Origin of the sequence: Pararhizobium polonicum (genome assembly GCF_001687365.1) — a bacterium.
Lineage (GTDB): Bacteria > Pseudomonadota > Alphaproteobacteria > Rhizobiales > Rhizobiaceae > Pararhizobium > Pararhizobium polonicum.
The window spans coordinates 734,120-757,424 of the sequence record NZ_LGLV01000004.1 but is presented as its reverse complement, the minus strand read 5'-3'; the positions used below and the strand labels follow the sequence as shown (position 1 = coordinate 757,424).

Annotated in this window: 17 protein-coding genes; 12 read left to right on the top strand and 5 right to left on the bottom strand. The window is 61.2% G+C overall.

Annotation, left to right across the window (positions count from 1 at the left end; all coding sequences use genetic code 11):
* Nucleotides 1-14 precede the first annotated feature (14 nt).
* The 8 genes from ADU59_RS05395 (at nucleotide 15) to ADU59_RS05360 (ending at nucleotide 10,884) form a co-directional block, all read left to right on the top strand.
* The gene (locus ADU59_RS05395) at nucleotides 15-1,274 is read left to right on the top strand and encodes an ABC transporter substrate-binding protein (RefSeq protein WP_068952368.1); all 1,260 of its coding nucleotides are present in this window, start codon (nucleotides 15-17) and stop codon (nucleotides 1,272-1,274) included.
* A gap of 321 nt (nucleotides 1,275-1,595) precedes the next feature.
* Complete coding sequence (locus ADU59_RS05390) at nucleotides 1,596-2,546, top strand: carbohydrate ABC transporter permease (RefSeq protein WP_068952365.1); 951 nt, start codon at nucleotides 1,596-1,598, stop codon at nucleotides 2,544-2,546.
* Nucleotides 2,547-2,559: 13 nt separating this feature from the next.
* A complete protein-coding gene (locus ADU59_RS05385) occupies nucleotides 2,560-3,399 on the top strand; it encodes a carbohydrate ABC transporter permease (RefSeq protein WP_068952363.1) in 840 nt (279 codons plus the stop codon).
* Nucleotides 3,396-4,451, top strand: coding sequence for a Gfo/Idh/MocA family protein (locus ADU59_RS05380; protein WP_274534641.1), 1,056 nt, complete (start codon nucleotides 3,396-3,398; stop codon nucleotides 4,449-4,451). Before ADU59_RS05385 ends, ADU59_RS05380 begins: the two co-directional genes overlap by 4 nt.
* A 71-nt stretch (nucleotides 4,452-4,522) precedes the next feature.
* Nucleotides 4,523-5,524, top strand: coding sequence for an ABC transporter ATP-binding protein (locus ADU59_RS05375; protein WP_068952361.1), 1,002 nt, complete (start codon nucleotides 4,523-4,525; stop codon nucleotides 5,522-5,524).
* 251 nt (nucleotides 5,525-5,775) lie between these two features.
* Nucleotides 5,776-7,044: an efflux RND transporter periplasmic adaptor subunit gene (locus ADU59_RS05370; RefSeq protein ID WP_483414157.1), complete on the top strand. Its 1,269-nt coding sequence runs from the start codon at nucleotides 5,776-5,778 to the stop codon at nucleotides 7,042-7,044.
* A gap of 11 nt (nucleotides 7,045-7,055) precedes the next feature.
* Nucleotides 7,056-10,193, top strand: a complete 3,138-nt coding sequence (locus ADU59_RS05365; RefSeq protein WP_068952357.1) for an efflux RND transporter permease subunit — start codon at nucleotides 7,056-7,058, stop codon at nucleotides 10,191-10,193.
* 49 nt (nucleotides 10,194-10,242) lie between these two features.
* Nucleotides 10,243-10,884 (top strand): TetR family transcriptional regulator, encoded by a 642-nt coding sequence (locus tag ADU59_RS05360; RefSeq protein ID WP_068952355.1) that lies wholly within the window; start codon nucleotides 10,243-10,245, stop codon nucleotides 10,882-10,884.
* 13 nt (nucleotides 10,885-10,897) lie between these two features.
* On the opposite strand, the gene purU is transcribed toward ADU59_RS05360, so the two are convergent.
* The 3 genes from purU to polA form a co-directional block, all read right to left on the bottom strand.
* On the bottom strand, nucleotides 10,898-11,752 hold the full coding sequence (gene purU, locus ADU59_RS05355) for a formyltetrahydrofolate deformylase (protein WP_068952353.1): 855 nt from the start codon (nucleotides 11,750-11,752) through the stop codon (nucleotides 10,898-10,900).
* Nucleotides 11,753-11,983: 231 nt separating this feature from the next.
* On the bottom strand, nucleotides 11,984-12,967 hold the full coding sequence (locus ADU59_RS05350) for an isopenicillin N synthase family dioxygenase (protein ID WP_068952351.1): 984 nt from the start codon (nucleotides 12,965-12,967) through the stop codon (nucleotides 11,984-11,986).
* Between the two features lie 77 nt (nucleotides 12,968-13,044).
* Entirely contained in the window at nucleotides 13,045-16,065 is a 3,021-nt protein-coding gene (polA, locus tag ADU59_RS05345) for a DNA polymerase I (RefSeq protein ID WP_068952348.1), read from the bottom strand.
* A gap of 426 nt (nucleotides 16,066-16,491) precedes the next feature.
* Here polA and ADU59_RS05340 point away from each other — a divergent pair, with 426 nt between their 5' ends.
* The 3 genes from ADU59_RS05340 to ADU59_RS05330 all read left to right on the top strand — a co-directional run bounded on the left by ADU59_RS05340 (nucleotide 16,492) and on the right by ADU59_RS05330 (nucleotide 19,476).
* Nucleotides 16,492-16,923, top strand: a complete 432-nt coding sequence (locus ADU59_RS05340) for a MarR family winged helix-turn-helix transcriptional regulator (protein ID WP_068952346.1) — start codon at nucleotides 16,492-16,494, stop codon at nucleotides 16,921-16,923.
* Nucleotides 16,924-17,019: 96 nt separating this feature from the next.
* Nucleotides 17,020-18,408, top strand: coding sequence for a dipeptidase (locus ADU59_RS05335; protein WP_068952343.1), 1,389 nt, complete (start codon nucleotides 17,020-17,022; stop codon nucleotides 18,406-18,408).
* Nucleotides 18,409-18,510: 102 nt separating this feature from the next.
* Nucleotides 18,511-19,476 (top strand): lysylphosphatidylglycerol synthase domain-containing protein, encoded by a 966-nt coding sequence (locus tag ADU59_RS05330; RefSeq protein ID WP_068952341.1) that lies wholly within the window; start codon nucleotides 18,511-18,513, stop codon nucleotides 19,474-19,476.
* 7 nt (nucleotides 19,477-19,483) lie between these two features.
* Here ADU59_RS05330 and ADU59_RS05325 read toward each other — a convergent pair whose 3' ends face one another.
* Entirely contained in the window at nucleotides 19,484-19,975 is a 492-nt protein-coding gene (locus tag ADU59_RS05325) for a hypothetical protein (RefSeq protein WP_068952339.1), read from the bottom strand.
* Nucleotides 19,976-20,224: 249 nt separating this feature from the next.
* Complete coding sequence (locus tag ADU59_RS05320) at nucleotides 20,225-20,434, bottom strand: cold-shock protein (RefSeq protein ID WP_056338617.1); 210 nt, start codon at nucleotides 20,432-20,434, stop codon at nucleotides 20,225-20,227.
* A 521-nt stretch (nucleotides 20,435-20,955) separates the two neighbouring features.
* Between ADU59_RS05320 and ADU59_RS05315 the strand changes: the two genes are divergently transcribed.
* Nucleotides 20,956-23,199, top strand: a complete 2,244-nt coding sequence (locus ADU59_RS05315; RefSeq protein WP_068952337.1) for a transglycosylase domain-containing protein — start codon at nucleotides 20,956-20,958, stop codon at nucleotides 23,197-23,199.
* Nucleotides 23,200-23,305: the final 106 nt, after the last annotated feature.

Below are 23,305 nucleotides of genomic sequence, written 5' to 3'. Positions count from 1 at the left end.
AAAGGGAGAACGTAATGACCCGCACTACCTTGAAAGGCCTGCTGCTTGCATCCAGCATCCTCGGCTCCGCCGGGCTGGCGCACGCGGAAGATGTTACCCTGACGATCGAAAGCTGGCGCAACGACGACCTGACCATCTGGCAGGAAAAGCTGATCCCGGCTTTCGAAGCCAAGAACCCCGGTATCAAGGTCGTCTTCGCGCCGACCGCGCCGACCGAATACAACGCGGCTCTGAACGCCAAGCTCGATGCCGGTTCGGCCGGCGATCTCGTCACCTGCCGTCCATTCGACGCCTCGCTCGAGCTTTACAACAAGAAGCATCTGGCTGACCTCACCAGCCTGCCGGGCATGGAGAACTTCTCGCCGGTCGCCAAGGCCGCCTGGACGACGGACGACGGTTCGGCTGCGTTCTGCGTGCCGATGGCTTCGGTCATCCATGGCTTCATCTACAACAAGGACGCCTTCGACAAGCTCGGCATCGCCATCCCGGCAACGGAAGCCGACTTCTTCGCGGCCCTCGACAAGATCAAGGCTGACGGCACCTATATCCCGCTTGCCATGGGCACGAAGGACCTCTGGGAAGCCGCCACCATGGGCTACCAGAACATTGGTCCGACCTACTGGAAGGGCGAGGAAGGCCGCGCCGCTCTGATCAAGGGCGAGCAGAAGCTGACCGACGCCGACTGGGTCGAACCCTACAAGGTTCTTGCCAAGTGGAAGGATTATCTCGGCGACGGCTTCGAAGCCCAGACCTATCCGGACAGCCAGAACCTGTTCACGCTCGGCCGCGCCGCCATCTATCCGGCTGGCTCGTGGGAAATCGGCCTGTTCAACACGCAGGCGCAGTTCAAGATGGGCGCCTTCCCGCCGCCGGTGAAGACCGCAGGCGACGCTTGCTACATCTCCGACCACAACGATATCGGCGTTGGCCTGAATGCCAAGAGCGCGCACCCGGAAGAAGCCAAGAAGCTCCTCTCCTGGATCGCCTCGCCGGAATTCGCCGACATCTATGCCAATTCGCTGCCGGGCTTCTTCAGCCTGAATTCGACACCGGTGAAGATGGCCGATCCGCTCGCCCAGGAATTCGTCTCCTGGCGTGAAAAGTGCAAGCCGACGATCCGCTCGACCTACCAGATCTTGTCGCGCGGTACCCCGAACCTCGAAAACGAGACCTGGGTCGAATCGGCCAACGTGATCAACGGCACCGATACGCCGGAAGTCGCCGCCGAAAAGCTGCAGAAGGGCCTCGACAGCTGGTACAAGCCTGCGAAGTAAAATTGGGGTTGTGGGGAACTGCCCCTCACCCTAACCCTCTCCCCGCATGCGGGGAGAGGGGATTATCGGAGTTTGCGGCTTGTCCCTTCTCCCCCGCAAGCGGGGAGAAGGTGCCCGAAAGGGCGGATGAGGGGCAGCACTTGATGCCGGACGTTCTTCTGCGAAAATGCAAAGCGTCCAGCCGAAAACATGTAATCTGAAATCGAATTTCGCCAGCACCTTCGGGTTTGCTGGTTGAGGCATGCGCGGCGGGGGCCGGCGGCGCAGCGCCTTGCCGCATATCGCGGCGCTTGACGGAAACGGGTCGGAGCGGCAGAAGCCATGAGCAGCGCCATATCGTCTGAGGACAGCTTTCAAACGTCGGCACGGCCGAAACGCTGGCACATCCTCGTTTTCCTGTTGCCGGCCTTCATCGTCTATTCCGCCGTGATGATCCTGCCGCTGATCGAAACGTTGCGCCTGTCGCTGTTCAACACCGTGGATGGGCAATCGACCTTCGTCGGCTTTGCCAATTTCCAGGTGCTGTTCGGCAACGAACGCTGGGCGGCGGATTTCTGGCGGGCGCTGAAGAACAATTTCGTGTTCTTCATCATCCACATGCTGGTCCAGAATCCGCTCGGTATCGCGCTTGCCGCCATGCTGTCGATCCCCAAGCTGCGGCTTGCCACCTTCTACCGTACCGCCATCTTCCTGCCGACGCTGTTGTCCTTCGTCATCGTCGGCTTCATCTGGAAGCTGATCCTGTCGCCGATCTGGGGCATCACGCCGTTCTTCATGGACCTCGTCGGTCTGAAGGCTTTCTTCGGCCCCTGGCTCGGCAAGCCCGGCTCGGCGCTGATCGCGGTGTCGCTGATCTCCGTCTGGCAGAATGTCGGCATCCCGATGATGCTGATCTATGCAGCCCTTCTCAATATTCCCGACGAGGTGATCGAAGCTGCCGAATGCGATGGCGTCACCGGCTGGAGCCAGTTCTGGAAGATCAAGCTGCCGCTGATCCTGCCGGCAATCGGCATGGTCTCGATCCTCACCTTCGTCGGCAATTTCAACGCCTTCGACCTGATCTATACGGTGCAGGGCGCGCTGGCCGGACCGGACGGGGCGACCGATATTCTCGGCACCTTGCTCTACCGCACCTTCTTCGGCTTCCAGCTGCAATTGGGGGACCGCTCGATGGGCGCCACCATTGCCACGGTGATGTTCATGATCATTCTCGCCGGCGTCTCGCTCTATCTCTTCGGCATCCAGCGGCGCGTCCGCCGCTATCAGTTCTAAGGGAGACGGATCCATGTCCAAAGCCCGCATGTCGCCGCTGCGTTCCAGCTTCGTGCACCTGGCGCTGGCCGGTTATACCGTCATCGCGCTGTTTCCCGTCGTCCTGACGATCCTGAACTCGTTCAAGGACAAGAATGCGATCTTCCGCACGCCTTTGGCGCCGCCGACGGCCGAGACATTCAGTCTGGTCGGCTATGCGACCGTGCTGAAACAGGGGGATTTCGTCGGCTATTTCCAGAATAGCCTGATCGTCACCGTCGTCTCGATCTTCTTCGTGCTTCTGTTCGGTGCAATGGCGGCCTTCGCGCTGTCGGAATACCGCTTCAAGGGCAATACGCTGATGGGGCTTTATCTGGCCATTGGCATCATGATCCCGATCCGGCTCGGCACGGTCGCCATCCTGCAGGGCATGGTCGCCGCCGGTCTGGTCAATACGCTGACGGCGCTGATCCTCGTCTATACCGCGCAGGGGTTGCCACTCGCTATTTTCATCCTGTCGGAATTCATGCGCACGGTGTCGGATGACCTGAAGAATGCCGGCCGCATCGACGGCCTGTCGGAATATGCGATCTTCTTCCGCCTCGTGCTGCCGCTGGTCCGTTCCGCCATGGCGACGGTCGCGGTCTTCACGATGATCCCGATCTGGAACGATCTCTGGTTCCCGCTGATCCTGGCACCGGGCGAAGCCACCAAGACGGTGACGCTCGGCTCTCAGGTGTTCATCGGCCAGTTCGTCACCAACTGGAACGCGGTTCTCGCCGCCTTGTCGCTGGCGATCTTCCCGGTTCTCATTCTTTACGTGATCTTCTCGCGGCAGCTGATCCGCGGCATTACCGCAGGAGCAGTCAAGTGAGCAAACCCATCCGCGTTCTCGTCGCCGGTCTCGGCAATATGGGCCGCAGCCATGCGCTCGCCTATCACAACAATCCCGGCTTCGAGATCGTCGGCCTTGTCAATCGCTCGAAGGCCGATCTCGCGCCCGAGCTTCAGGGCTACACGATCCATCCGGATTTCACGGCGGCGCTGCAGGAGCTGAAGCCCGATCTCTGCTCGATCTGCACTTATTCCGACAGCCACGCCGATTATGCCGTCATGGCGTTCGAGGCCGGATGCGATGTGTTCGTCGAAAAGCCATTGGCGACGACGGTTGCCGACGCCGAACGGGTGGTGGCGGCTGCGAAGAAAGCGGGCAAGAAGCTCGTCGTCGGCTATATATTGCGTCATCATCCGTCCTGGGTGCGGCTGATCGCCGAGGCGCGCAAGCTCGGCGGGCCCTATGTCTTCCGCATGAACCTCAACCAGCAGTCCAGCGGTCCGACCTGGTCGACCCACAAGTCGCTGATGCAGACAACACCGCCGATCGTCGATTGCGGCGTGCATTATGTCGATGTCATGTGCCAGATCACCGATGCCAAAGCCGTCGAAGTGCGCGGCATGGGCCTGCGGCTGTCGAACGAAATTGCTGCCGACATGTACAATTACGGCCATCTGCAGGTGCTCTATGAGGATGGCTCGCTCGGCTGGTATGAAGCCGCCTGGGGGCCGATGATCTCGGAAACCGCCTTCTTCGTGAAGGATGTGATGACGCCGAACGGCTCGGTTTCGATCGTCATGGACCCGAATGCCAAGTCCGACGACATCGACACGCATACCAAGACGGCCGTCATTCGCATTCACAAGGCAGAAACCGGCGCAGATGGAAAATTCGTCCATAAGGACGAAGACCTGAAGATGGACGGCGAGCCGGGGCATCAGCAGCTCTGCGATCTCGAGCAGGCCTATGTGCTGAAAGCCATTACCGAAAACATCGATCTCGAACGGCATATGGACGATGCCGTCCAGTCGCTGCGCATCTGCCTTGCGGCCGATGAGAGCGTGCGGACCGGCAAGCCGGTCAAACTCTAACGAAGCCTGTTCCGTTCGGCTGCGTGGCAGCAGAATGAAGGGCATATGCGACAACGAACAAGGGGCCTCACGTGGGATCACTGAATTTGAAATCCATCCGCAAGGCCTTCGGTACCCATGAGGTCTTGAAGGGCATCGACCTTGAGGTGAAGGACGGCGAGTTCGTCATTTTCGTCGGCCCCTCCGGCTGCGGCAAGTCCACGCTTCTGCGCGTCATCGCCGGGCTCGAGGATGCGACCTCCGGCAGCGTCCAGATCGACGGGCAGGAGGTCATCAACACCCCGCCGGCCAAGCGCGGCATCGCCATGGTGTTCCAGTCCTATGCGCTCTATCCACACCTGACGGTGAAGGACAATATGGGGCTTGGCCTGAAGCAGATGGGCGCACCCAAGGCCGAGGTCGATGCCAAGGTTGCCAAAGCCTCCGGCATGCTGTCGCTGGAACCCTATCTCGCCCGCCGCCCGGCCGAACTGTCCGGCGGCCAGCGCCAGCGCGTCGCCATCGGCCGCGCCATCGTGCGCGAGCCGAAGCTGTTCCTGTTCGACGAGCCGCTGTCCAATCTCGATGCAGCGCTGCGCGTCAACACGCGCCTTGAAATTGCCCGGCTGCACCGCAGCCTGAAGGCGACGATGATCTATGTGACGCATGATCAGGTCGAGGCGATGACGCTTGCCGACAAGATCGTCGTGCTCAATGCCGGCCAGATCGAGCAGATCGGCTCGCCGATGGAACTCTACAACAGGCCGGCCAATACCTTCGTCGCCGGTTTCATCGGCTCGCCGCAGATGAACTTCATCGAGGCCAGCAGGCTCAGCGACGGCGAGGCCAAGACCGTCGGCATCCGCCCCGAGCACATCACCCTGTCGCGCGAAAACGGCGACTGGAAGGGCAAGGTCATCCATGTCGAGCATCTGGGTGCCGATACGATCCTCTACCTGGAAACCGAGGTCACCGGCCTGCTGACGGTCCGTCTCTTCGGTGAGCATCAATACGATGTCGATGACATTGTCTATGCGACGCCGGACAAGGCCGGGATGCACCGTTTCGGTGCCGACGACCGGGTTCTGCGCTGATCCAAAAACCGGATTTGTCTCCGGATGATGATGAACGTTGCAGTTCGGTAACGTTTTATTGTGCGGCGCATCATCGGCTTGCGCTACCTCCGATTTTAACATACGTATCTGTTTGTATAATTGATGCGCAGGCAGGACTATCCCGGTAAGGTCTTCGTATCACATTGATTTTCATGAACGTCCGGCCGTGACTGATGTCTTTGATAAAAGACGATCAGCCGTGTGGCCGGTCTTTGCGTATGGAACAAAAGATGCGGATGAACCGACCGATACTGGCTGCGACAGTGGCTGCTTTGATGATTATTTCGGGCTGCCAGAAAGAGGATGGAGAGAAGCAGGCGGCTCCGTCCTACCCGCCGCCGCAGGTTTCCGTGATCACCACGAAGACCGAATCGCTGCCGATCACCAACGATCTGCCGGGCCGAATTGCTGCGACGCGCATTTCCGAGGTGCGTCCGCGCGCGACCGGCATCGTGATCGAGCGTGTGTTCGAGCAGGGCTCCTATGTCAACGCCGGCGACGTGCTCTACCGGATCGATCCTGCGTCTTTCCAGGTTCAGGTCGAAAGTGCCGAAGGCACCTTGCGCCGTGCGCAGGCTGTCAAGCTCCAGGCCAAGCAGGCCGCGGATCGCCAGGAGCAGCTGCGCAAGGCCAATGTGGCCACCGGCCAGAATCTGGATGATGCCGTCGCGCTGCTGGCGCAGGCCGATGCCGACGTGGCGATTGCCGAGGCGGGTCTCGCCACTGCCAAGCTCAATCTGCAATACACCAATGTGACGGCGCCGATCAGCGGCCGGATCGGACGCGCGCTGATCACCGAAGGCGCGCTTGTCAGCGCCAACGGCTCTGAAAATCTGGCGACGATCCAGCAGCTCGATCCTGTCTACGCCGACTTCACCCAGTCTGCGACCGATCTTATCCGGCTGCGCAAGGCGCTGCAGGATGGAGCGCTGGCGGATGGCAAGAACGAAGCCAAGGTCAATCTGGTCATGGATGACGGCAGTCCCTATCCGCATGCCGGCAAGCTGCTGTTTTCGGAAGCGGCCGTCGATGAAACCACCGGGCAGGTTACCCTGCGCGGTGAGTTCCCCAATCCGGACGGCGACCTCTTGCCCGGCATGTATGTCCGCGTCCTGATCGAACAGGGCATTGAAAAAGACGCCATCGCGGTGCCGACACAGGCCGTGCAGCGCGATACGTCGGGCAATGCGCAGGTCTATGTCGTCAAGGACGACAATACGGCCGAACTGCGGACGGTTTCCGCCGGCCAGGTTCTGGGCGACCGTTGGATCATCCGCGATGGCCTGAAGGCCGGCGAAAAGATTATCGTCGAAGGCTTCCAGAAGGTTCGCCCGGGTGCTCCGGTCGTTCCCGCCGACTGGAAGCCGGCCGATGCCCAGCCTGCGACAGACGCCAAGCCGGCTGAAGCGGCCGATAAGGCGGCCGGTGACCAGACGACCACCGACGGCGCTGCTGCCAAACCGGCTGAAGACGCCAAGCCCGCCGAACAGGCGAAGTGAGGATCTGATCGATGCCCAGTTTCTTTATCGACCGGCCGATCTTTGCATGGGTCGTCGCTCTTTTCATCATGATCGCCGGTATCATCGCGTTGCCGCTGCTGCCGATTTCGCAGTATCCGAACGTTGCGCCTCCGCAGATTTCCGTCAACACGAGCTATCCCGGCGCATCCTCGGAAGAGACCTACCAGAGTGTCACGCGGCTCATCGAAAATGAGCTGAACGGCATCGAAGGCATGCAGTATTTCGAATCCACGTCCAGCGCTGCCGGCCGTGTGACGATCGATGTGACCTTCGCGCCGGGCACAGATTCGGGCGATGCCTCGATCGACGTCCAGAACCGTGTTCGCCGCGTCGAGGCTCGCCTTCCCGATGCCGTGCGTCAGCAGGGCATCGAGGTGGAAGAAGCGGGCTCCGGCTTCCTGATGATCATCGCGCTCACATCCACGGATGGTTCCATGGATGCGGTATCGCTCGGTGACTATCTCAGCCGCAACGTGCTGAACGAAGTCCAGCGCGTCGAAGGCGTCGGCCGTGCGCAGCTGTTTGCGACAGAGCGCGCCATGCGCATCTGGCTCGATCCCGACAAGATGCGCGGTCTCAACCTGACGGCGGGTGACATCAATACGGCGATCGCGGCGCAGAACGCGCAGGTCGCCTCGGGCAGCATCGGCGCCCAGCCGAACCCGATCACCCAGCAGATCAGTGCCCCTGTGCTGATCAAGGGCCAGCTCACCTCGGCTGAAGAGTTCGGGGCGATCGTCCTGCGTGCCAATCCGGATGGTTCGGCCGTGCGTCTGCGCGATGTCGCGCGGATCGAGATCGGCGGCCAGGATTACAGCTTCTCGACCCGCCTGAACGGCAAGCCGTCAGCGGCTATCGGCGTGCAGTTGACGCCGACCGGCAATGCGCTTGCCACATCCACGGCCATCAAGGCGCGTATGGATGAGCTGGCGACATTCTTCCCGCCGGGCGTCGAATATGCCGTGCCTTATGACACGTCGCCCTTCGTGGCGATCTCGATCGAAAAGGTTCTGCACACGCTGCTCGAAGCTGTGGCGCTCGTCTTCCTGGTGATGTTCCTGTTCCTGCAGAACATCCGCTACACCATCATTCCGACGCTCGTCGTGCCGGTTGCCTTGATGGGCACCTGCGCGGCCATGCTCGCCATGGGTTTCTCGATCAACGTGCTGACGATGTTCGGGATGGTGCTCGCCATCGGTATTCTCGTCGACGATGCGATCATCGTCGTCGAAAACGTCGAGCGTATCATGTCCGAGGAAGGGCTGACGCCGAAGGAAGCGACGCGCAAGGCGATGAAACAGATCACCAGCGCGGTGATCGGCATCACGCTGGTTCTGTCTGCCGTGTTCATTCCCATGGCCTTCTTCCCCGGCGCCGTCGGCGTCATCTACCAGCAGTTCTCGCTGACCATGGTGGTCTCCATCCTGTTCTCGGCTTTGCTTGCCCTGACACTGACACCGGCGCTCTGCGCCAGTTTCCTCAAGCAGGTTCCCAAGGGCCACCATCATACCAAGCGCGGCTTCTTCGGGCTGTTCAACCGCGGCTTCGACAAGGCTTCGCATGGCTATAGCGGCTGGGTCGCCGGCATGGTCACGCGCACGGGCCGCTTCATGCTGATCTATGTCCTGCTGCTCGGCGGGCTGGTCTATCTGTTCATGCAGCTTCCGTCTTCCTTCCTTCCGGATGAAGACCAGGGCTTCGTCATCGTCAGCATGCAGCTTCCGTCGGAAGCCACCGGAAACCGCACCACCGAGGTTATCCAGCAGACGGAAGCGATCTTCAGCAAGGAGCCCGCTGTCGAGCGCATCATTGCCATCAGCGGCTTCTCGTTCTCGGGTACCGGCCAGAATGCCGGCCTCGCCTTCGTGACGCTGAAGGACTGGTCGGAGCGCGGGCCCAATGATGTCGCTGCCGTCATCGCCGGCCGGGCATCGGGCGCCATGTCCCAGATCAAGGATGCGATCAGCTTTGCGCTGTCGCCGCCGCCGATCCAGGGTCTCGGTACCACCAACGGCTTTGCCTTCCGCCTGCAGGATCGCGGCGGACAGGGCGCAGCAGCGCTTGCGGCCGCGCGTGATCAGCTTCTGGGCCTTGCCGCGCAAAGCCAGATCATCTCGGGCGTTCGCGTCGATGGTCTGCCGGATGCAGCCCAGGTCAATCTGATCATCGACCGTGAAAAGGCCAATACGTTCGGGGTTGCGTTTGCCGATATCAACTCGACGATCTCGACCAATCTCGGCTCGTCCTACGTCAACGACTTCCCGAATGCCGGACGTCTGCAGCGGGTGACGGTGCAGGCGGACGAGAACAAGCGCATGCAGACGGCCGATCTTCTGAAGCTCAACGTGCGCAACAGCAATGGTGGCATGGTGCCGATCTCGGCCTTTGCCAGCATCGAGTGGGAAAGCGGCCCCACCCAGACGATCGGCTACAACGGGTATCCTTCTGTCCGTATCAGCGGCCAGGCGAATGCCGGTTATTCCTCCGGCGAGGCGATCGCGGAAATGGAACGCCTCACCAGACAGCTGCCGCCCGGCTTCGGCTATGAATGGACAGGGCAGTCACGTGAGGAAATCGCATCGGGCACACAGGCACCGCTTCTCGTGGCGCTGTCCTGCCTGCTGATCTTCCTGTGCCTTGCAGCACTCTACGAGAGCTGGAGCATTCCGGTCTCGGTGATGATGGTGGTGCCGCTCGGCGTCATCGGCGCGGTGCTGGCCGTCACGCTGCGCGACATGCCGAACGACGTGTACTTCAAGGTCGGCCTGATCGCGATTATCGGGCTATCGGCGAAAAACGCGATCCTGATCATCGAGTTCGCCAAGGAGCAGATGGAGGCCGGAAAGCCGTTGCTGGATGCCACCATCGAGGCGGCGCACCTGCGCTTCCGCCCGATCCTGATGACCTCTTTGGCCTTCACCCTGGGCGTGCTGCCGCTGGCGATTGCCACCGGCGCAAGCTCGGGCAGCCAGCGCGCCATCGGTACGGGCGTGATGGGCGGCATGATCTCGGCAACGGTTCTGGCGATCTTCTTCGTCCCGGTGTTCTTCGTCTTCATCATGAAGCTCTTCAAAAGAACGACGTTGAAGCCGATCGGCGCGGACACGGCCGTCACACCGGCAGAATGATGGATGCGGCCCGCCGCTAGGCGGGCCCTTTCCCCTGAGGAGCAGACCCATGCGCAGAACCAAGGCGGAAGCGGAAGAGACCCGCAATAGCATCATCAGCGCGGCGGAGCGGGTGTTTTACGAAAAGGGCGTCTCCAACGCGACGCTCGAGGATGTGGCCAATGCCGCCGGCGTGACGCGCGGCGCCATCTACTGGCACTTTTCCAACAAGACCGACCTTTTCCTGGAGCTCTACAATTCCGTTTCGATGCCGCTGGAAGATATGATCGCCCGCGAGATCGAAGCGCCGGATTCCGATGTGCTCTGTTACATCGAGAAGTCGACGGGCGATTGGCTCGGTGATCTGGCCGGGGACGAGCATCGCCAGCGCATCTTTACCATTCTGCTGCGTTGCGCCTATAGCGACGATCTCCTGCCGGTTCTCGAAAAGCAGCAGGAGGTCGATGACAGGCACGTCGCCTTGCTTGAAAATGCCTTCGCCAAGGCAAGGAGCGAGGGCTATCTCAATGCCAACTGGACGCCGCAATCGGCGACCAAGGCGCTGTGGTGGATGATGGGCGGGCTCTGCAGCGACTGGCTGTTGTTCGGCCGCCGCTTCGACCTGGTCGCCGAAGGCAAGGAAGGGCTGAAGCGGCTGTTCGGCAGTTTTCGCCCGTCGGCGGACATCGTCGACGCCTCGCCCGCTTCCTGACGGTACTCCACATCTAGCGGAAGACCACGGTCTTGTGGCCGTTGAGCATGACACGGCTTTCCACGTGCATCTTGACGGCGCGCGCCAGCACCCGGCTTTCGATATCGCGCCCGGCCGCGATGAAGTCCTCGGCGCTCATGGCATGGGTCACGCGCTCGGTTTCCTGTTCGATGATCGGGCCTTCGTCGAGGTCCGGCGTGACATAGTGGGCGGTCGCCCCGATCAGCTTCACGCCGCGCTCATAGGCCTGATGATAGGGCTTGGCGCCCTTGAAGCTGGGCAGGAACGAGTGATGGATATTGATCGCCTTGCCGTAAAGCCTCTTTGACAGAGTGTCGGAAAAGACCTGCATGTACCGCGCGAGGATCACCAGATCGGTGCCGGTCTCCTGCACGAGTTGCAGCAGTTTTTCCTCCGTCTCCGCCTTGTTTTCCCTGCTCACGGGCCAGTGATGATAGGCAATGCCCTCCAGATCGGCCGTGCGCCGGCTGTCATTGTGGTTGGAAACGATCGCCACGACCTCGGCGTTCAGCCAGCCGGCCCGGATCTGGTAGATCAGGTGCAGAAGCGCATGATCGAATTTCGAGACGAGGATGAGGATGCGGGGTTTGCGGCCGCCGTCGGCAATGCTGATCGTCATGCCGAAGCGGTCAATGGGAGCCTTGAGGGCGCGTTCGAGATCATCCCGCGAAACGGTATCCGGCGCCTGAAAGGCGATGCGCATGAAGAAGCGGTTGGTCTGGGCGTCGCGGAACTGATTGCTTTCGGCGATATTGGCACCGGCGGCGGCCAGTTCCGTGGTCACGGCGGCGACGATGCCGGGCTTGTCGTCACAGGACAGGACGAGAATGAAAGTCTGATAAGCCATGATTTCCTCCCAAAAGATCTGCTGCGGGAGGAGAAGGGTTTCGTATCGTCCAGCCGCTGCAGCCCGGTACAGCGGTGTATCGGCTGTCACAACCGCTTCATTGGTGTAGAGACGCGGTTTCTCTCATTCTGAGAGATCGGTGGTCCGGGAAGAGGATTGACGGATAAAAATGCAAGATTGATGCGTCAAACAAGCCGCGCGATGAGGGATTCTTGCATCGCACCTCTTGGCTCAGGCAGCGGTCGACTTGAACTTGCTCATCAGATAGGGACCAGACAGCACCGGCCCGTATTGAACCGTTTCGCCTTCGCCCAGGCAGGCATCGAGTACGTTGATTTCCGCATTCCAGTTGGGCTGATGAAAAAAGGCAAGTGACTGCCGCCGCGCCATGCCGCCGTCCTGTGGCGATGGATTGACGACGCGGTGCAGGGTCGAAACCCAGCGATCGTTGGTCCAGCGCGCCATCAGGTCGCCGATATTGATGACGAAGGCGCCGGGAACGGGCGGTACCGGCGTCCATTGTCCGTCCGGCGTGATGATCTCCAGTCCCTTCGAGCCTTCCTGCGGCAAAAGGATCGTCAGGCTGCCATAGTCCGTATGGGCGCCGGCCCGCAACTGGCCGGGCTTCGGCGGCACGTTCTGTTCGGGATAGTTGAGCGCACGCAGCGCGCTGATCGGGGCATCGATGAAGCCCTCGAAATAGGTCTCAGGCAGGTTGAGCGCCACGGCGAAGAGCCGCATGATGCGGGCGGCAAGGTCTTCGAGCGATGCGTAATAGGTTTTCCAGGCCTCGACGAAACCGTCCGGCCTGTCCGGCCAGATGGTCGGCGCATAGCAGAAGGCCAGCGCTTCCGGATCGGTGATGGATGCCGGCTGTCTCAGCGGTCCGCCATTGAAGCTTTCCTTCAGGTCCGGCGGGCTGTCGATCTCGCGCGATTTCGCCAGTGCTTCCAGTTCGGGACCGAGATAGCCGTAGGGATAGCCCTTGTAGGGTGCCCGGGCGTTCTGTTTTTCCTCGGGCGGCAGGTCGAAGAATGCCTGGGCCTTGCTCCAGACGGCATCGATGACGGCCTGGGAAACGCCGTGATTGCGGATCGCCAGAAATCCGGTGGACCGGCAGATGTCGTCGACCTGTTTGCCCAGCGTGCGTTTTCCGGCGTCATCCGCCTGTTCAAAGGCGCCGAGATCGAAGACGGGAAATTGCAGCTTGGACATGCGGGTCGGCTCCGGGCGGAATGGTATATCTGATGATGCAGCCTGAAAGCCGCGATGCGCGTCGCGGCTTTCAGCCCTCAGTGCGCCTCGTCCCAGTTGTGGGCGGCGCGGGCATCGACCTTCAGCGGCACCTTCATGTCGAGCGCGGGCATGGCCGCATTCTCCATCACCGAGACGACCAGCGCAATGGTGCGCTCGACATCGGCATCCTCGACCTCGAAGATCAGTTCGTCATGCACCTGCAGCAGCATCCGGGCGCGCTCGGACAGCCCCGCCTGTTCCAGCGCCGGCTCCATCTTGACCATCGCCCGGCGGATGATATCGGCGGCCGAGCCCTGGATCGGGGCGTTGATTGCCGCGCGCTCGTTGAAGGCGCGCTGCGAGGGGTTGGACGAGCGGATATCCGGATAATGCGCCCGGCGGCCGAAGATGGTCTCGACATAGCCGTTCTCGCGGGCGAACGCCTTGGTGCTTTCCATATAGTCACGGATGCCGGGGAAGCGTTCGAAGTATTTCTTGATGTAGTCGCCGGCTTCCGAACGCTCGATCGACAGCTGGTTGGCAAGGCCGAAGGCCGAGATGCCGTAGATGATGCCGAAGTTGATCGCCTTCGCACGGCGGCGGATTTCGCTCGGCATGCCTTCGACCGGCACACCGAACATCTCCGATGCCGTCATCGCATGAATGTCGATACCGTCGGAAAAGGCCTGCCTCAATTGCGGGATGTCCGCGACATGGGCAAGCACGCGCAGCTCGATCTGGCTGTAGTCGGCCGAAACCAGCTTGTGCCCCGGCGTCGAGATGAAGGCGGTGCGGATCTTGCGGCCTTCGGCGGTGCGCACCGGAATGTTCTGCAGGTTCGGTTCCGACGAGGAGAGGCGGCCGGTGGTGGTCGAGGCCAGTGCATAGGAGGTGTGCACACGCTTGGTTTCGGGATGCACGAAGCCGGGCAGTGCGTCGGTATAGGTGGATTTGAGCTTGGTCAGCTGCCGCCAGTCGACAATCTTGCGCGGCAGTTCGTGACCTTCCGCAGCCAGATCTTCCAGCACCTGGGCCGAGGTCGACCATTGGCCGGTCTTGGTCTTGGCGCCGCCGGGAAGCCCCAGCCGCCCGAACAGGATGTCGCCCAGCTGCTTTGGCGAGCCGATGTTGAAGCTCTCGCCGACCAGTGCATAGATTTCATGCTCGTAGCCGGCCGCGCCCTGCGCCAGCTCGCCCGACAGCCGCGACAGGATCTGCCGGTCGATGGTGATGCCGCGCTCCTCCATCCGCGCCAGAACCGGCACCAGCGGCCGCTCCAGGCGCTCGTAAACCGTGTTGAGGTTCTTGGCCGCCAGGCGGGGTTTCAAAACCTGCCACAGCCGCAGCGTCACGTCGGCATCCTCGGCCGCATAGGCCGTTGCCTTGTCGATATCGACATAATCGAAGGTGACGGAGGACTTGCCGCTGCCGGCGACGTCCTTGTAGGGGATCGGCTGATGGCCGAGCCATTTTTCCGACAGCGCATCCATCCCGTGGGTGCCGGCACCCGCATCGGCCACATAGGACATCAGCATCGTATCGTCGAAGCCGACAATGCTGATGCCGTGGCGTTTCATCACCAGGTAGTCGTATTTGAGGTTCTGCGCCACCTTGAGAACCGATGGATCCTCAAGCAGGTCTTTCAGCCGCTCCAGTGCTGCGGCAACGGGGATCTGGTTTTCCGCCAGCTTCAGCCCGTCGCTGAACAGGTCGTTGCCGCCGGTCTTATGGATCAGCGGCACATAGGCCGCGCGGATATCGGTGCCGGAAGGATTCTTGCTGTTGTCGGCGATCGCCAGCGAGAAGCCGACGAGTTCGGCCTGCATCGCGTCGAGAGAGGTCGTTTCCGTATCGAAAGCGACAAGTCCGGTCTCGCGTGCCGCGGCGATCCAGTCATCGAGCATGGCAAGATCGCGGATCGCCACATAGGCGCTGCGATCGATCTTGGCGGTGGCAAAGATTCCAGCGCGGGACTGTGCCAGGATCTGGGGTGTCGCGACGGATATATCACCGTCCTGAGCGCCGGCGGGAGAGGCCGCGGCGTCCGTGGCGTCGGCAGAGATCGCCGAGTTTGCCGATGAAGCCGCGGACTGTGGCGAGGACGGCGTGCCCTTGTCGAGATCCGGGCCATGCGCCTGCGCACCCCATTCGACGGGAACGAAGGCGGCATCTACGGCATCCGCGTCGGTCTCGGTCGCAGCGGCGACGCGGCGGGTCAGCGTGGTGAATTCCATTGTCTTCAGAAATGCCACGAGCTTCGGCCCGTCCTGCGCATGCAGCTCGAAATCATCAAGCGGCACGTCGATCGGCGTATCGGTCTTCAGCGTCACCAGCTGGCGCGAAAGGCGGGCAAGCTCGGTATTGGCGATGATGTTTTCGCGGCGTTTCTGCTGCTTGATCTCGCCGGCCCGGGCCAGCAGCGTGTCGAGATCGCCGAATTCCTCCAGGAGTTGCGCCGCCGTCTTCGGGCCGATGCCGGGAATGCCGGGGACGTTGTCGGTGCTGTCGCCGGTCATCGCCTGCAGGTCGATCATCTTTTCCGGCGGTACGCCCCATTTCTCGATCACTTCCGGGATCGAGATCTGCTTGTCCTTCATGCTGTCGTACATCGACACATTGGCTGTGACGAGTTGCATCAGGTCCTTGTCGGAGGAGATGATCGTCACATCTGCGCCCTCCGCCTCGGCCATCCGCGCATAGGTGGCGATCAGGTCGTCGGCCTCGAAACCTTCCTTTTCGATACAGGGCAGGTTGAAGGCGCGGGTCGCGTGGCGGATCAGCCCGAATTGCGGGATCAGGTCTTCCGGCGGTGCCGTGCGGTTCGCCTTGTACTGGTCGTAGAGTTCATTGCGGAAGGTCTTCGAGGAATAGTCGAAAATAACCGCGAAATGGGTCGGCGTCACCCCGACGGACGTGTCGCGCGCGTCGGTCAAAAGCTTCCACAACATGTTGCAGAAACCGGAGACGGCATTGACCGGCAGGCCATCCGATTTCCGGTTGAGCGGCGGGATGGCGTGGAACGCCCGGAAAATGAATCCGGAGCCGTCGACGAGGAAGAGATGATCACCTTTTTTCATGGCGACAAGGGATAGCGCGGGCCGCGATGGGCGTCCATATTTCATTCCGGCACGGGTTCATTTTTGTACCAAATAGAAACTGAGGGCCCTCACGGGAATGTTACCAATTTGTAATGCGGCCGCGGGAGATGCCTCCCTTGAAAAGCCACATTTGCGACCACAAATGATAACCAACGGCACCTGAACACGCCGTCATCTGGTTACAGGCCTGTCCCCCGCCGAAGCCAGATGTAAGGACAAAGGCCTATCCCCCCCTCTCCGGGCCTTTGTCCAACTTCTAACAAAAACCGCCGTGGCCCCGCCTCCGCCATGGCGGTTTTTGTTTGTGTGTTTTCAGGCATCACTCGCGCCTGAAACGCGGCTGTGCGGGGGGCCGGCGCCTGCAATCTAACTTGTATTCCAGCTTGGCGAGAGGTACCCATAACCATGGCCTTCGACCGTATGGATTCTGCGACATACCTGGCTAGCCTCCTGGCGAAAAGCTTCTCCCGCGCGCTGCAGGAGAGAGGCCACAAGCTCGGCTTCGCACCCGGTCAGTTTCCGGTGCTGCTGGAATTATGGAGCGAGGAGGCGCTGACCCAGAAGCAGCTGATCGACCGTCTCGATATCGAGCAGGCGACGATGGCCAACACTCTGGCCCGGATGGAGCGTGACGGACTGATCCTGCGAAAAAAACACCCGACCGACAAGCGCGCCCAGCAGATCTTCCTGACCGCCAAGGCACGGGAGATGGAAGAGGAGGCGAAGCAGGCAGCGCTGGCCGCCGATCAGTCGCTGCTGTCCGGTTTCCGCCATTTCGAGCGCGCCTTGCTGCTCGAATATATGCGCAAGGCGATTGCCAACGGCGCGCGCAGCTGACGGCTTGCGCCGGTCATCATCGATCGATCAAAATATTTCGCTTAAAGCCGCCGCGATCTTTGTCTAGGTTCCGCTCCACAACGCAAGGATTCGGATATGACAGAGACGGCCAGCATTCTTACCCGCGCAGACGAAAATCTTCCAGGCAGCCTCGACAGGCTTTTCGATCTGGTGCGCATTCAGTCGATCTCGACCGATCCGGCCTACAAGGCAGAATGCCGCAAGGCGGCGGAATGGCTGGTTGCCGAATTGACGAGCCTGGGGTTTGAAGCCTCGGTGCGCGACACGCCCGGTCATCCGATGGTGGTCGCCCACCACGCGGCCGCCAAGGCGGGTGCGCCGCATGTGCTGTTTTACGGCCATTACGACGTCCAGCCGGTCGATCCGCTCAATCTCTGGGACACGGCCCCCTTCGAGCCGTCGATCAAGGAACTGGACGGCGGCCGAAAGGTGATCACCGGGCGCGGAACGGCCGATGACAAGGGCCAGTTGATGACCTTCGTCGAAGCCTGCCGCGCCTATAAGGAGATCAACGGCGCTCTGCCCTGCGAAGTGACCATCCTGTTCGAAGGCGAAGAGGAATCCGGTTCGCCGTCGCTGAAGCCGTTTCTGGAAGCCAATGCCGCCGAACTGAAAGCCGACTATGCGCTCGTCTGCGATACCAGCATGTGGGATCGCGATACGCCGGCAATTTCCGCGGGTCTGCGCGGCCTTGTCGGCGAAGAGATCGTCGTCAGCGCGGCCGACCGCGACCTGCATTCCGGCATGTTCGGCGGTGCCGCCGCCAATCCCATTCATATCCTGACCAAGATTCTTGCCGGCCTTCACGACGAGACCGGTCGCGTCACGCTCGACGGCTTTTACGATGGCGTCGAGGAAACGCCGACGCAGATCAAGGCCGCCTGGGAAACGCTCGGCCAGACCGCCGAGACGTTCCTCGGCGAAATCGGCCTGTCCATTCCCTCAGGCGAAAAGGGCCGCTCGGTGCTGGAATTGGTCTGGGCCCGCCCGACGGCCGAAGTGAACGGCATCTGGGGCGGCTATACCGGCGAAGGCTTCAAGACGGTGATCGCCGCGCAGGCTTCCGCCAAGGTATCGTTCCGCCTGGTCGGCGCACAGGACCCCGACAAGATCCGCGCGGCCTTCCGGGCCTATGTGACCTCGAAAATTCCGGCGGATTGCTCGGTCGAGTTCCACAAGCACGGCGGTTCGCCGGCGATCCAGCTGCCCTATGATTCGTCTTTGCTCAACACCGCGAAATCGGCCCTGTCAGACGAATGGCCGAAGCCGGCCGTCGTCATCGGCATGGGCGGTTCGATCCCGATCGTCGGGGATTTCCAGAAGATGCTCGGCATGGAATCGCTGCTGGTCGGTTTCGGCCTGTCGGACGACCGCATCCATTCGCCGAACGAGAAATACGAGCTGCAGTCCTTCCACAAGGGTATCCGTTCCTGGATCCGGATTCTCGACGCGCTTGCCGCTTGAGGGCGAGGGTTAACGGTTAGCACCCTTGACCGGACAGGTCGGGGGTGGTCTCATCGATAAGATGACGTTTTGCCAGCTACAGACTTTGAGAATGATTACCTCATGAGAACGGTCCGCAAATTTGCATGGCCGGTCATTGGGCTGGCTGCGATTCTGTTTTCGCTTTACGGCCTCTATCATGAGCTGCACGGCCTTTCGGCCGACGATTTCCTGGAGAGCCTGAAAGCCGTACCGCTGAAGGGCTGGATTCTCGCCGGCTGCGCGACGCTGGCAGCCTATGCGGCACTGGCGGCCTATGATCATCTGGCGCTTGAGCACCTCGGGCGCAGGATATCGCTCTGGTTCATCACCGTCTGCTCCTTCACGGCCTATGCCCTGTCGCACACGGTCGGCGCGTCGGTGTTTTCCGGTGCCGTCGTGCGCTATCGTGCCTATGGATCCAAGGGGCTTTCGGCTGCGGAAACCGGCATTCTCGTCGCCTTCTGCTCCTTCACCTTTTTTCTGGGAACGCTGACGCTGTCGGCGATCGTGCTTTTGGTCGAGCCGGAAATCACCGCCCGTTTCGCCACCTTCCTGCCGATCGGCGCATCCATCTCCACCGGGCTGATCATTCTGGCGCTGATCGCGCTTTATGTCGTCGGCAGCCTTGTGGGTTTCCGGCCGCTGCAGACCCGCTGGTTTCGGCTTGAATATCCAAAGCCGTCGCTGGCCTTACGGCAGCTGTTCATCGCGCCAGTCGAACTGATCGCGGCGGCGGCGATCATCTATTTCGCCCTGCCGGAGGCCGGCAATCCCGGCTACATGGTCATCCTCGGGGTCTTCCTTGCCTCGTTTTCGGCAGCGCTCCTGTCGCATGCGCCGGGCGGGCTCGGTGTGCTGGAGCTGGTTTTCATCGCGGCCCTGCCGGAAATGGATCCGGCCGCCGTTCTGGCGGCACTTGCCATCTTCCGCCTGTTCTACCTGATCGTGCCGTTCCTGATCGCGCTTGCGGTCGTCGTGATTTTCGAACGCTCGCAGTTTCTTGCGGGGCGCAAGTTCGAGGCCGGCAAGAGGAACGGCGCAGGATAGTCCATGTTCACGACGGTGAATGGCAAACCTTCGGAAGTGCCTTTTCCAACGGCCCCTTGACCTCTTCCAGCTCGGCGCTCTCGATGTGCAGGGGCGTGAACGGCGGCTCCTGAATGGCGGCGTTGACGATACGGGTGATGTAGCAGCCGGCAAAGACATGCTCCTTGCCGCCCTTTTCTGTCGATTTGACCGCGACCGGCACCGGCGCATAGAGGCTGCCTGCCGCGCCTTCCGTCGTCACCGTGCCGGTGATGACCTGAACGTCCACGGTCTTGGCGTAGCCCTCGACAAAGGACCGGTAGTCGCCCGGCGGCTTCTCCTCGCCGAAATAGCTGTAGGCGCGCGCATATTCCTGGCGATTGATGGCGTTATAGAGCGAGCGGATCAGCGCCGCACCATCGGAGCGGTCGTCGACATAGGCCTGATCCTGCGCCAATGCGGCAAGGCAGGAGCCGGTCAGGGCTGCGGCGGTCAGAAATGAAGTGAGGATCATTTTCATGCGCATTGCTCCCGCGTTGTTCGAGCGCAGAGAGTTCAATATCGATGGGGCGATTTGAAGATGTAGGGCGCCTTATCTCAACAAAAGCGACGCAGCCGGACATCGGGGGCAGAGCGAACAAGCCCGAAAAAACAAAAAGGCCGGGAAAACCCGACCTTTCACAACGCGCTTCGACACTCCTGCCAGTACATCCGTGGTCAACCGCGGAAGCGCATTTCTCCGGCGCGGATTATCGCGCCAGATTTGGTATTAGGCAGCCTGCAGGTTGTCAGCAGACATCTTGCCGGACTTGCGGTCCTTGACGAGCTCGAAGCTGATCTTCTGGCCGTCATTGAGGCCACGCATGCCAGCGCGCTCAACAGCAGAAACGTGTACGAATACGTCCTGGCTGCCGTCGTCAGGCTGAATGAAGCCGAAGCCCTTTGTGGAATTAAACCATTTTACTGTGCCAGTGGCCATAACGATCCCTTTCTCTAGCAAATTATGTTGAACCATTCCGCAAACGTTACGGAAAAGCTTTTGTTCGAATCTGAAGGAAAGTTCGTCCGATTGCGCGCTAAGTCGCAAAAACCAAAGTCATCTAACAAATATCGACCAAAACTCAGATAGGTTACGGCGGCTGCACAGTCAAGTTTTATTATTTTTGTTTTCCGGAATGAACTGAATTCGTTGGATTTTATCTTGTTCCATCCGCCGGCCTTCAGCAGTTTTTCTGACCCGAAACGGCTCTCGCCGGTGCGCATTCGCGCCGCTCGTGTGTCGCTTTTGGATGCAGATCGCTTGGGATCGTCGTGTATGGAATTGCAATCCTGGACACACCACGTTAAGGCCCCCCCAAAGGGCACGCGCGGCAGCTCCCGTCTTTAACGCCCCCTTAAATCGCCGCATTTACACTTCATCGCACTGCGAAATCGGCGTTGCGGCACAGAGTTGTCCGTTTGCGCTTTCGAAACGTCCCTCCGGAGTACCCCCATCCCGACATGGCAGGACATCGTTCATCACGGCAGAAGATAGAGCCTTCCTTCGAGGGGGGAGGCGAACGTGATGACGGCGATTTGCGGGCGGATGCGGGCGAGCGCTTCGGCGGCGGGACCAAGAAATCCGGCGGTGCCAGACCCGCGGCGAAGAAAATCCGTTCGGGGAAGGGCTCCGGCCGCGGCGGTTCGCGTGGCGGTGGTGGCCTGACGGGCCTGATCCGGTCGCTGGTCTATTGGTGCGTCGTTCTCGGTATCTGGGGCGCCATCGGTATCGGCGGGCTGGTGCTTTATTACGGTGCGCGCATGCCGAGCGCGACCAGCTGGGCCATTCCGGACCGGCCGCCAAACGTCAAGATCATGGCCGTCAGCGGTGATATCATTGCCAATCGCGGTGCCACCGGCGGTGAGGCGCTGTCGCTGGAAAACATGTCGCCCTATATTCCGCAGGCCGTCATTGCCATCGAGGACCGGCGCTTCTATTCGCATTTCGGCGTCGATCCGCTTGGTCTGGCGCGTGCGATGCTGACCAATATCACCACCGGGCGCATGGTGCAGGGCGGCTCGACCTTGACCCAGCAGCTCGCCAAGAACCTGTTTCTCTCGCCGGAGCGCACGCTTGAGCGCAAGGTGCAGGAAGTGCTGCTCGCCATCTGGCTGGAGCAGAAATACACCAAGGACCAGATTCTGGCGATGTATCTGAACCGGGTGTTCTTCGGATCGAACGCCTATGGCGTCGAAGCGGCGTCGCGGCGCTATTTCAACAAATCGGCGCGTGATGTGAACCTTGGCGAAGCGGCTTTGCTCGCCGGCCTCCTGAAGGCGCCGTCACGCCTGTCTCCGGCGCGCGATCCGAAGGCTGCCGAAGAGCGCGCCCAGGTCGTGCTCGGCACCATGCGCGAGGAAGGTTTCATCACCGACAGCGAGATCAAGACGGCGATGTCGCAGCCGCCGACCAAGGCCAAGAGCTTCTGGTCCGGGGCTCAATATTACGCGGCCGATATGGTCATGGACCAGCTGCCGGGCATGGTCGGCGAGATCAACCAGGACCTGATTGTCGATACGACGCTCGATCTCGATCTCGAAAAGAAAGCCGAGCACACGCTTGCCGCCAGCCTTGCCGAATCCGGCGAGAAATTGGACGTCAGCCAGGCTGCCCTTGTCTCGATCGACGGCACCGGCGCCATTCGCGCGCTGGTCGGCGGACGGGATTATGCCGACAGCCAGTTCGATCGCGCGGTGAAAGCCAAGCGCCAGCCGGGATCCGCTTTCAAACCCTTCGTCTATGCCGCCGCTATGGAGATCGGCCGAACGCCGATGTCCATCAGGAACGACGCGCCGGTCCGGATCGGCAATTGGACGCCGGAAAATTACGAAAAGAAATATCGCGGTGAAGTGTCGCTTGCCACAGCCCTTGCCAATTCGCTGAACACCATCGCTGCCCAGTTGGTCATGGAAGTCGGGCCGCAGAATGTCATCAAGCTGGCGCACCGGCTCGGCATCGAATCGGAAATGCAGGCCAATGCCTCGATCGCGCTCGGCACGTCGGAGGTGAGCCTCGTCGAGCTGACGTCGGCCTATGCACCGTTCATGAATGGCGGCTTCAAGGCGACGCCGCACATCATCCGGCGGATTTCGACGGCGGACGGTACGGTTCTGTATGAAAATACCTACGACAATCCGCCGCGCGTGCTCGACCCGGCCGTCGTCAGCGAGATGAACCAGATGATGGTCGGCGTCGTCGAGCACGGCACCGGCAAGGCTGCCCGGCTGAAGGGATGGCAGGCGGCGGGCAAGTCCGGCACGACGCAATCCTTCCGCGACGCGCTGTTCGTCGGCTTCACCAGCAACTTGACGACCGGTGTCTGGTTCGGCAACGATGACGGCAAGTCGATGAAGAAGGTCACCGGCGGCGGTCTCCCGGCCAAGGCCTGGCACGACTATATGACGGCCGCGCACGAAGGCCTGCCGCCGTCGCCGATCTTTGGCACCACAGGCATCCAGCCGACGTTCGATGACAATATGACGGCGCCGGAGGCGGACGGCGGCGTTGTTTCCGGCACGTTCGGCAACGAGGCGGTAGACCAATATCCGCAGGCGCCGGTGGCCAACGGCCAGGTGGCGGGCCAGCAAGGTCTGGAACAGCCGGCGGAAGCCGCGAATTCGGGGCTGACGCCACCGGCCAATGTCGGCGAAACCACGGGGACGACGCGGCGAACCACGCTGTTCGATATTTTGACGGGCGGTTGACCAGCCCTTGTTTCGTTCTTACCTTCGGCGGTACAGGAAAGAAGTGCTGGAGGTCAAAGAGCGTCGCCTCCGAAAATGGACTGAGCGGAAAATGTCTGCCGTTGAA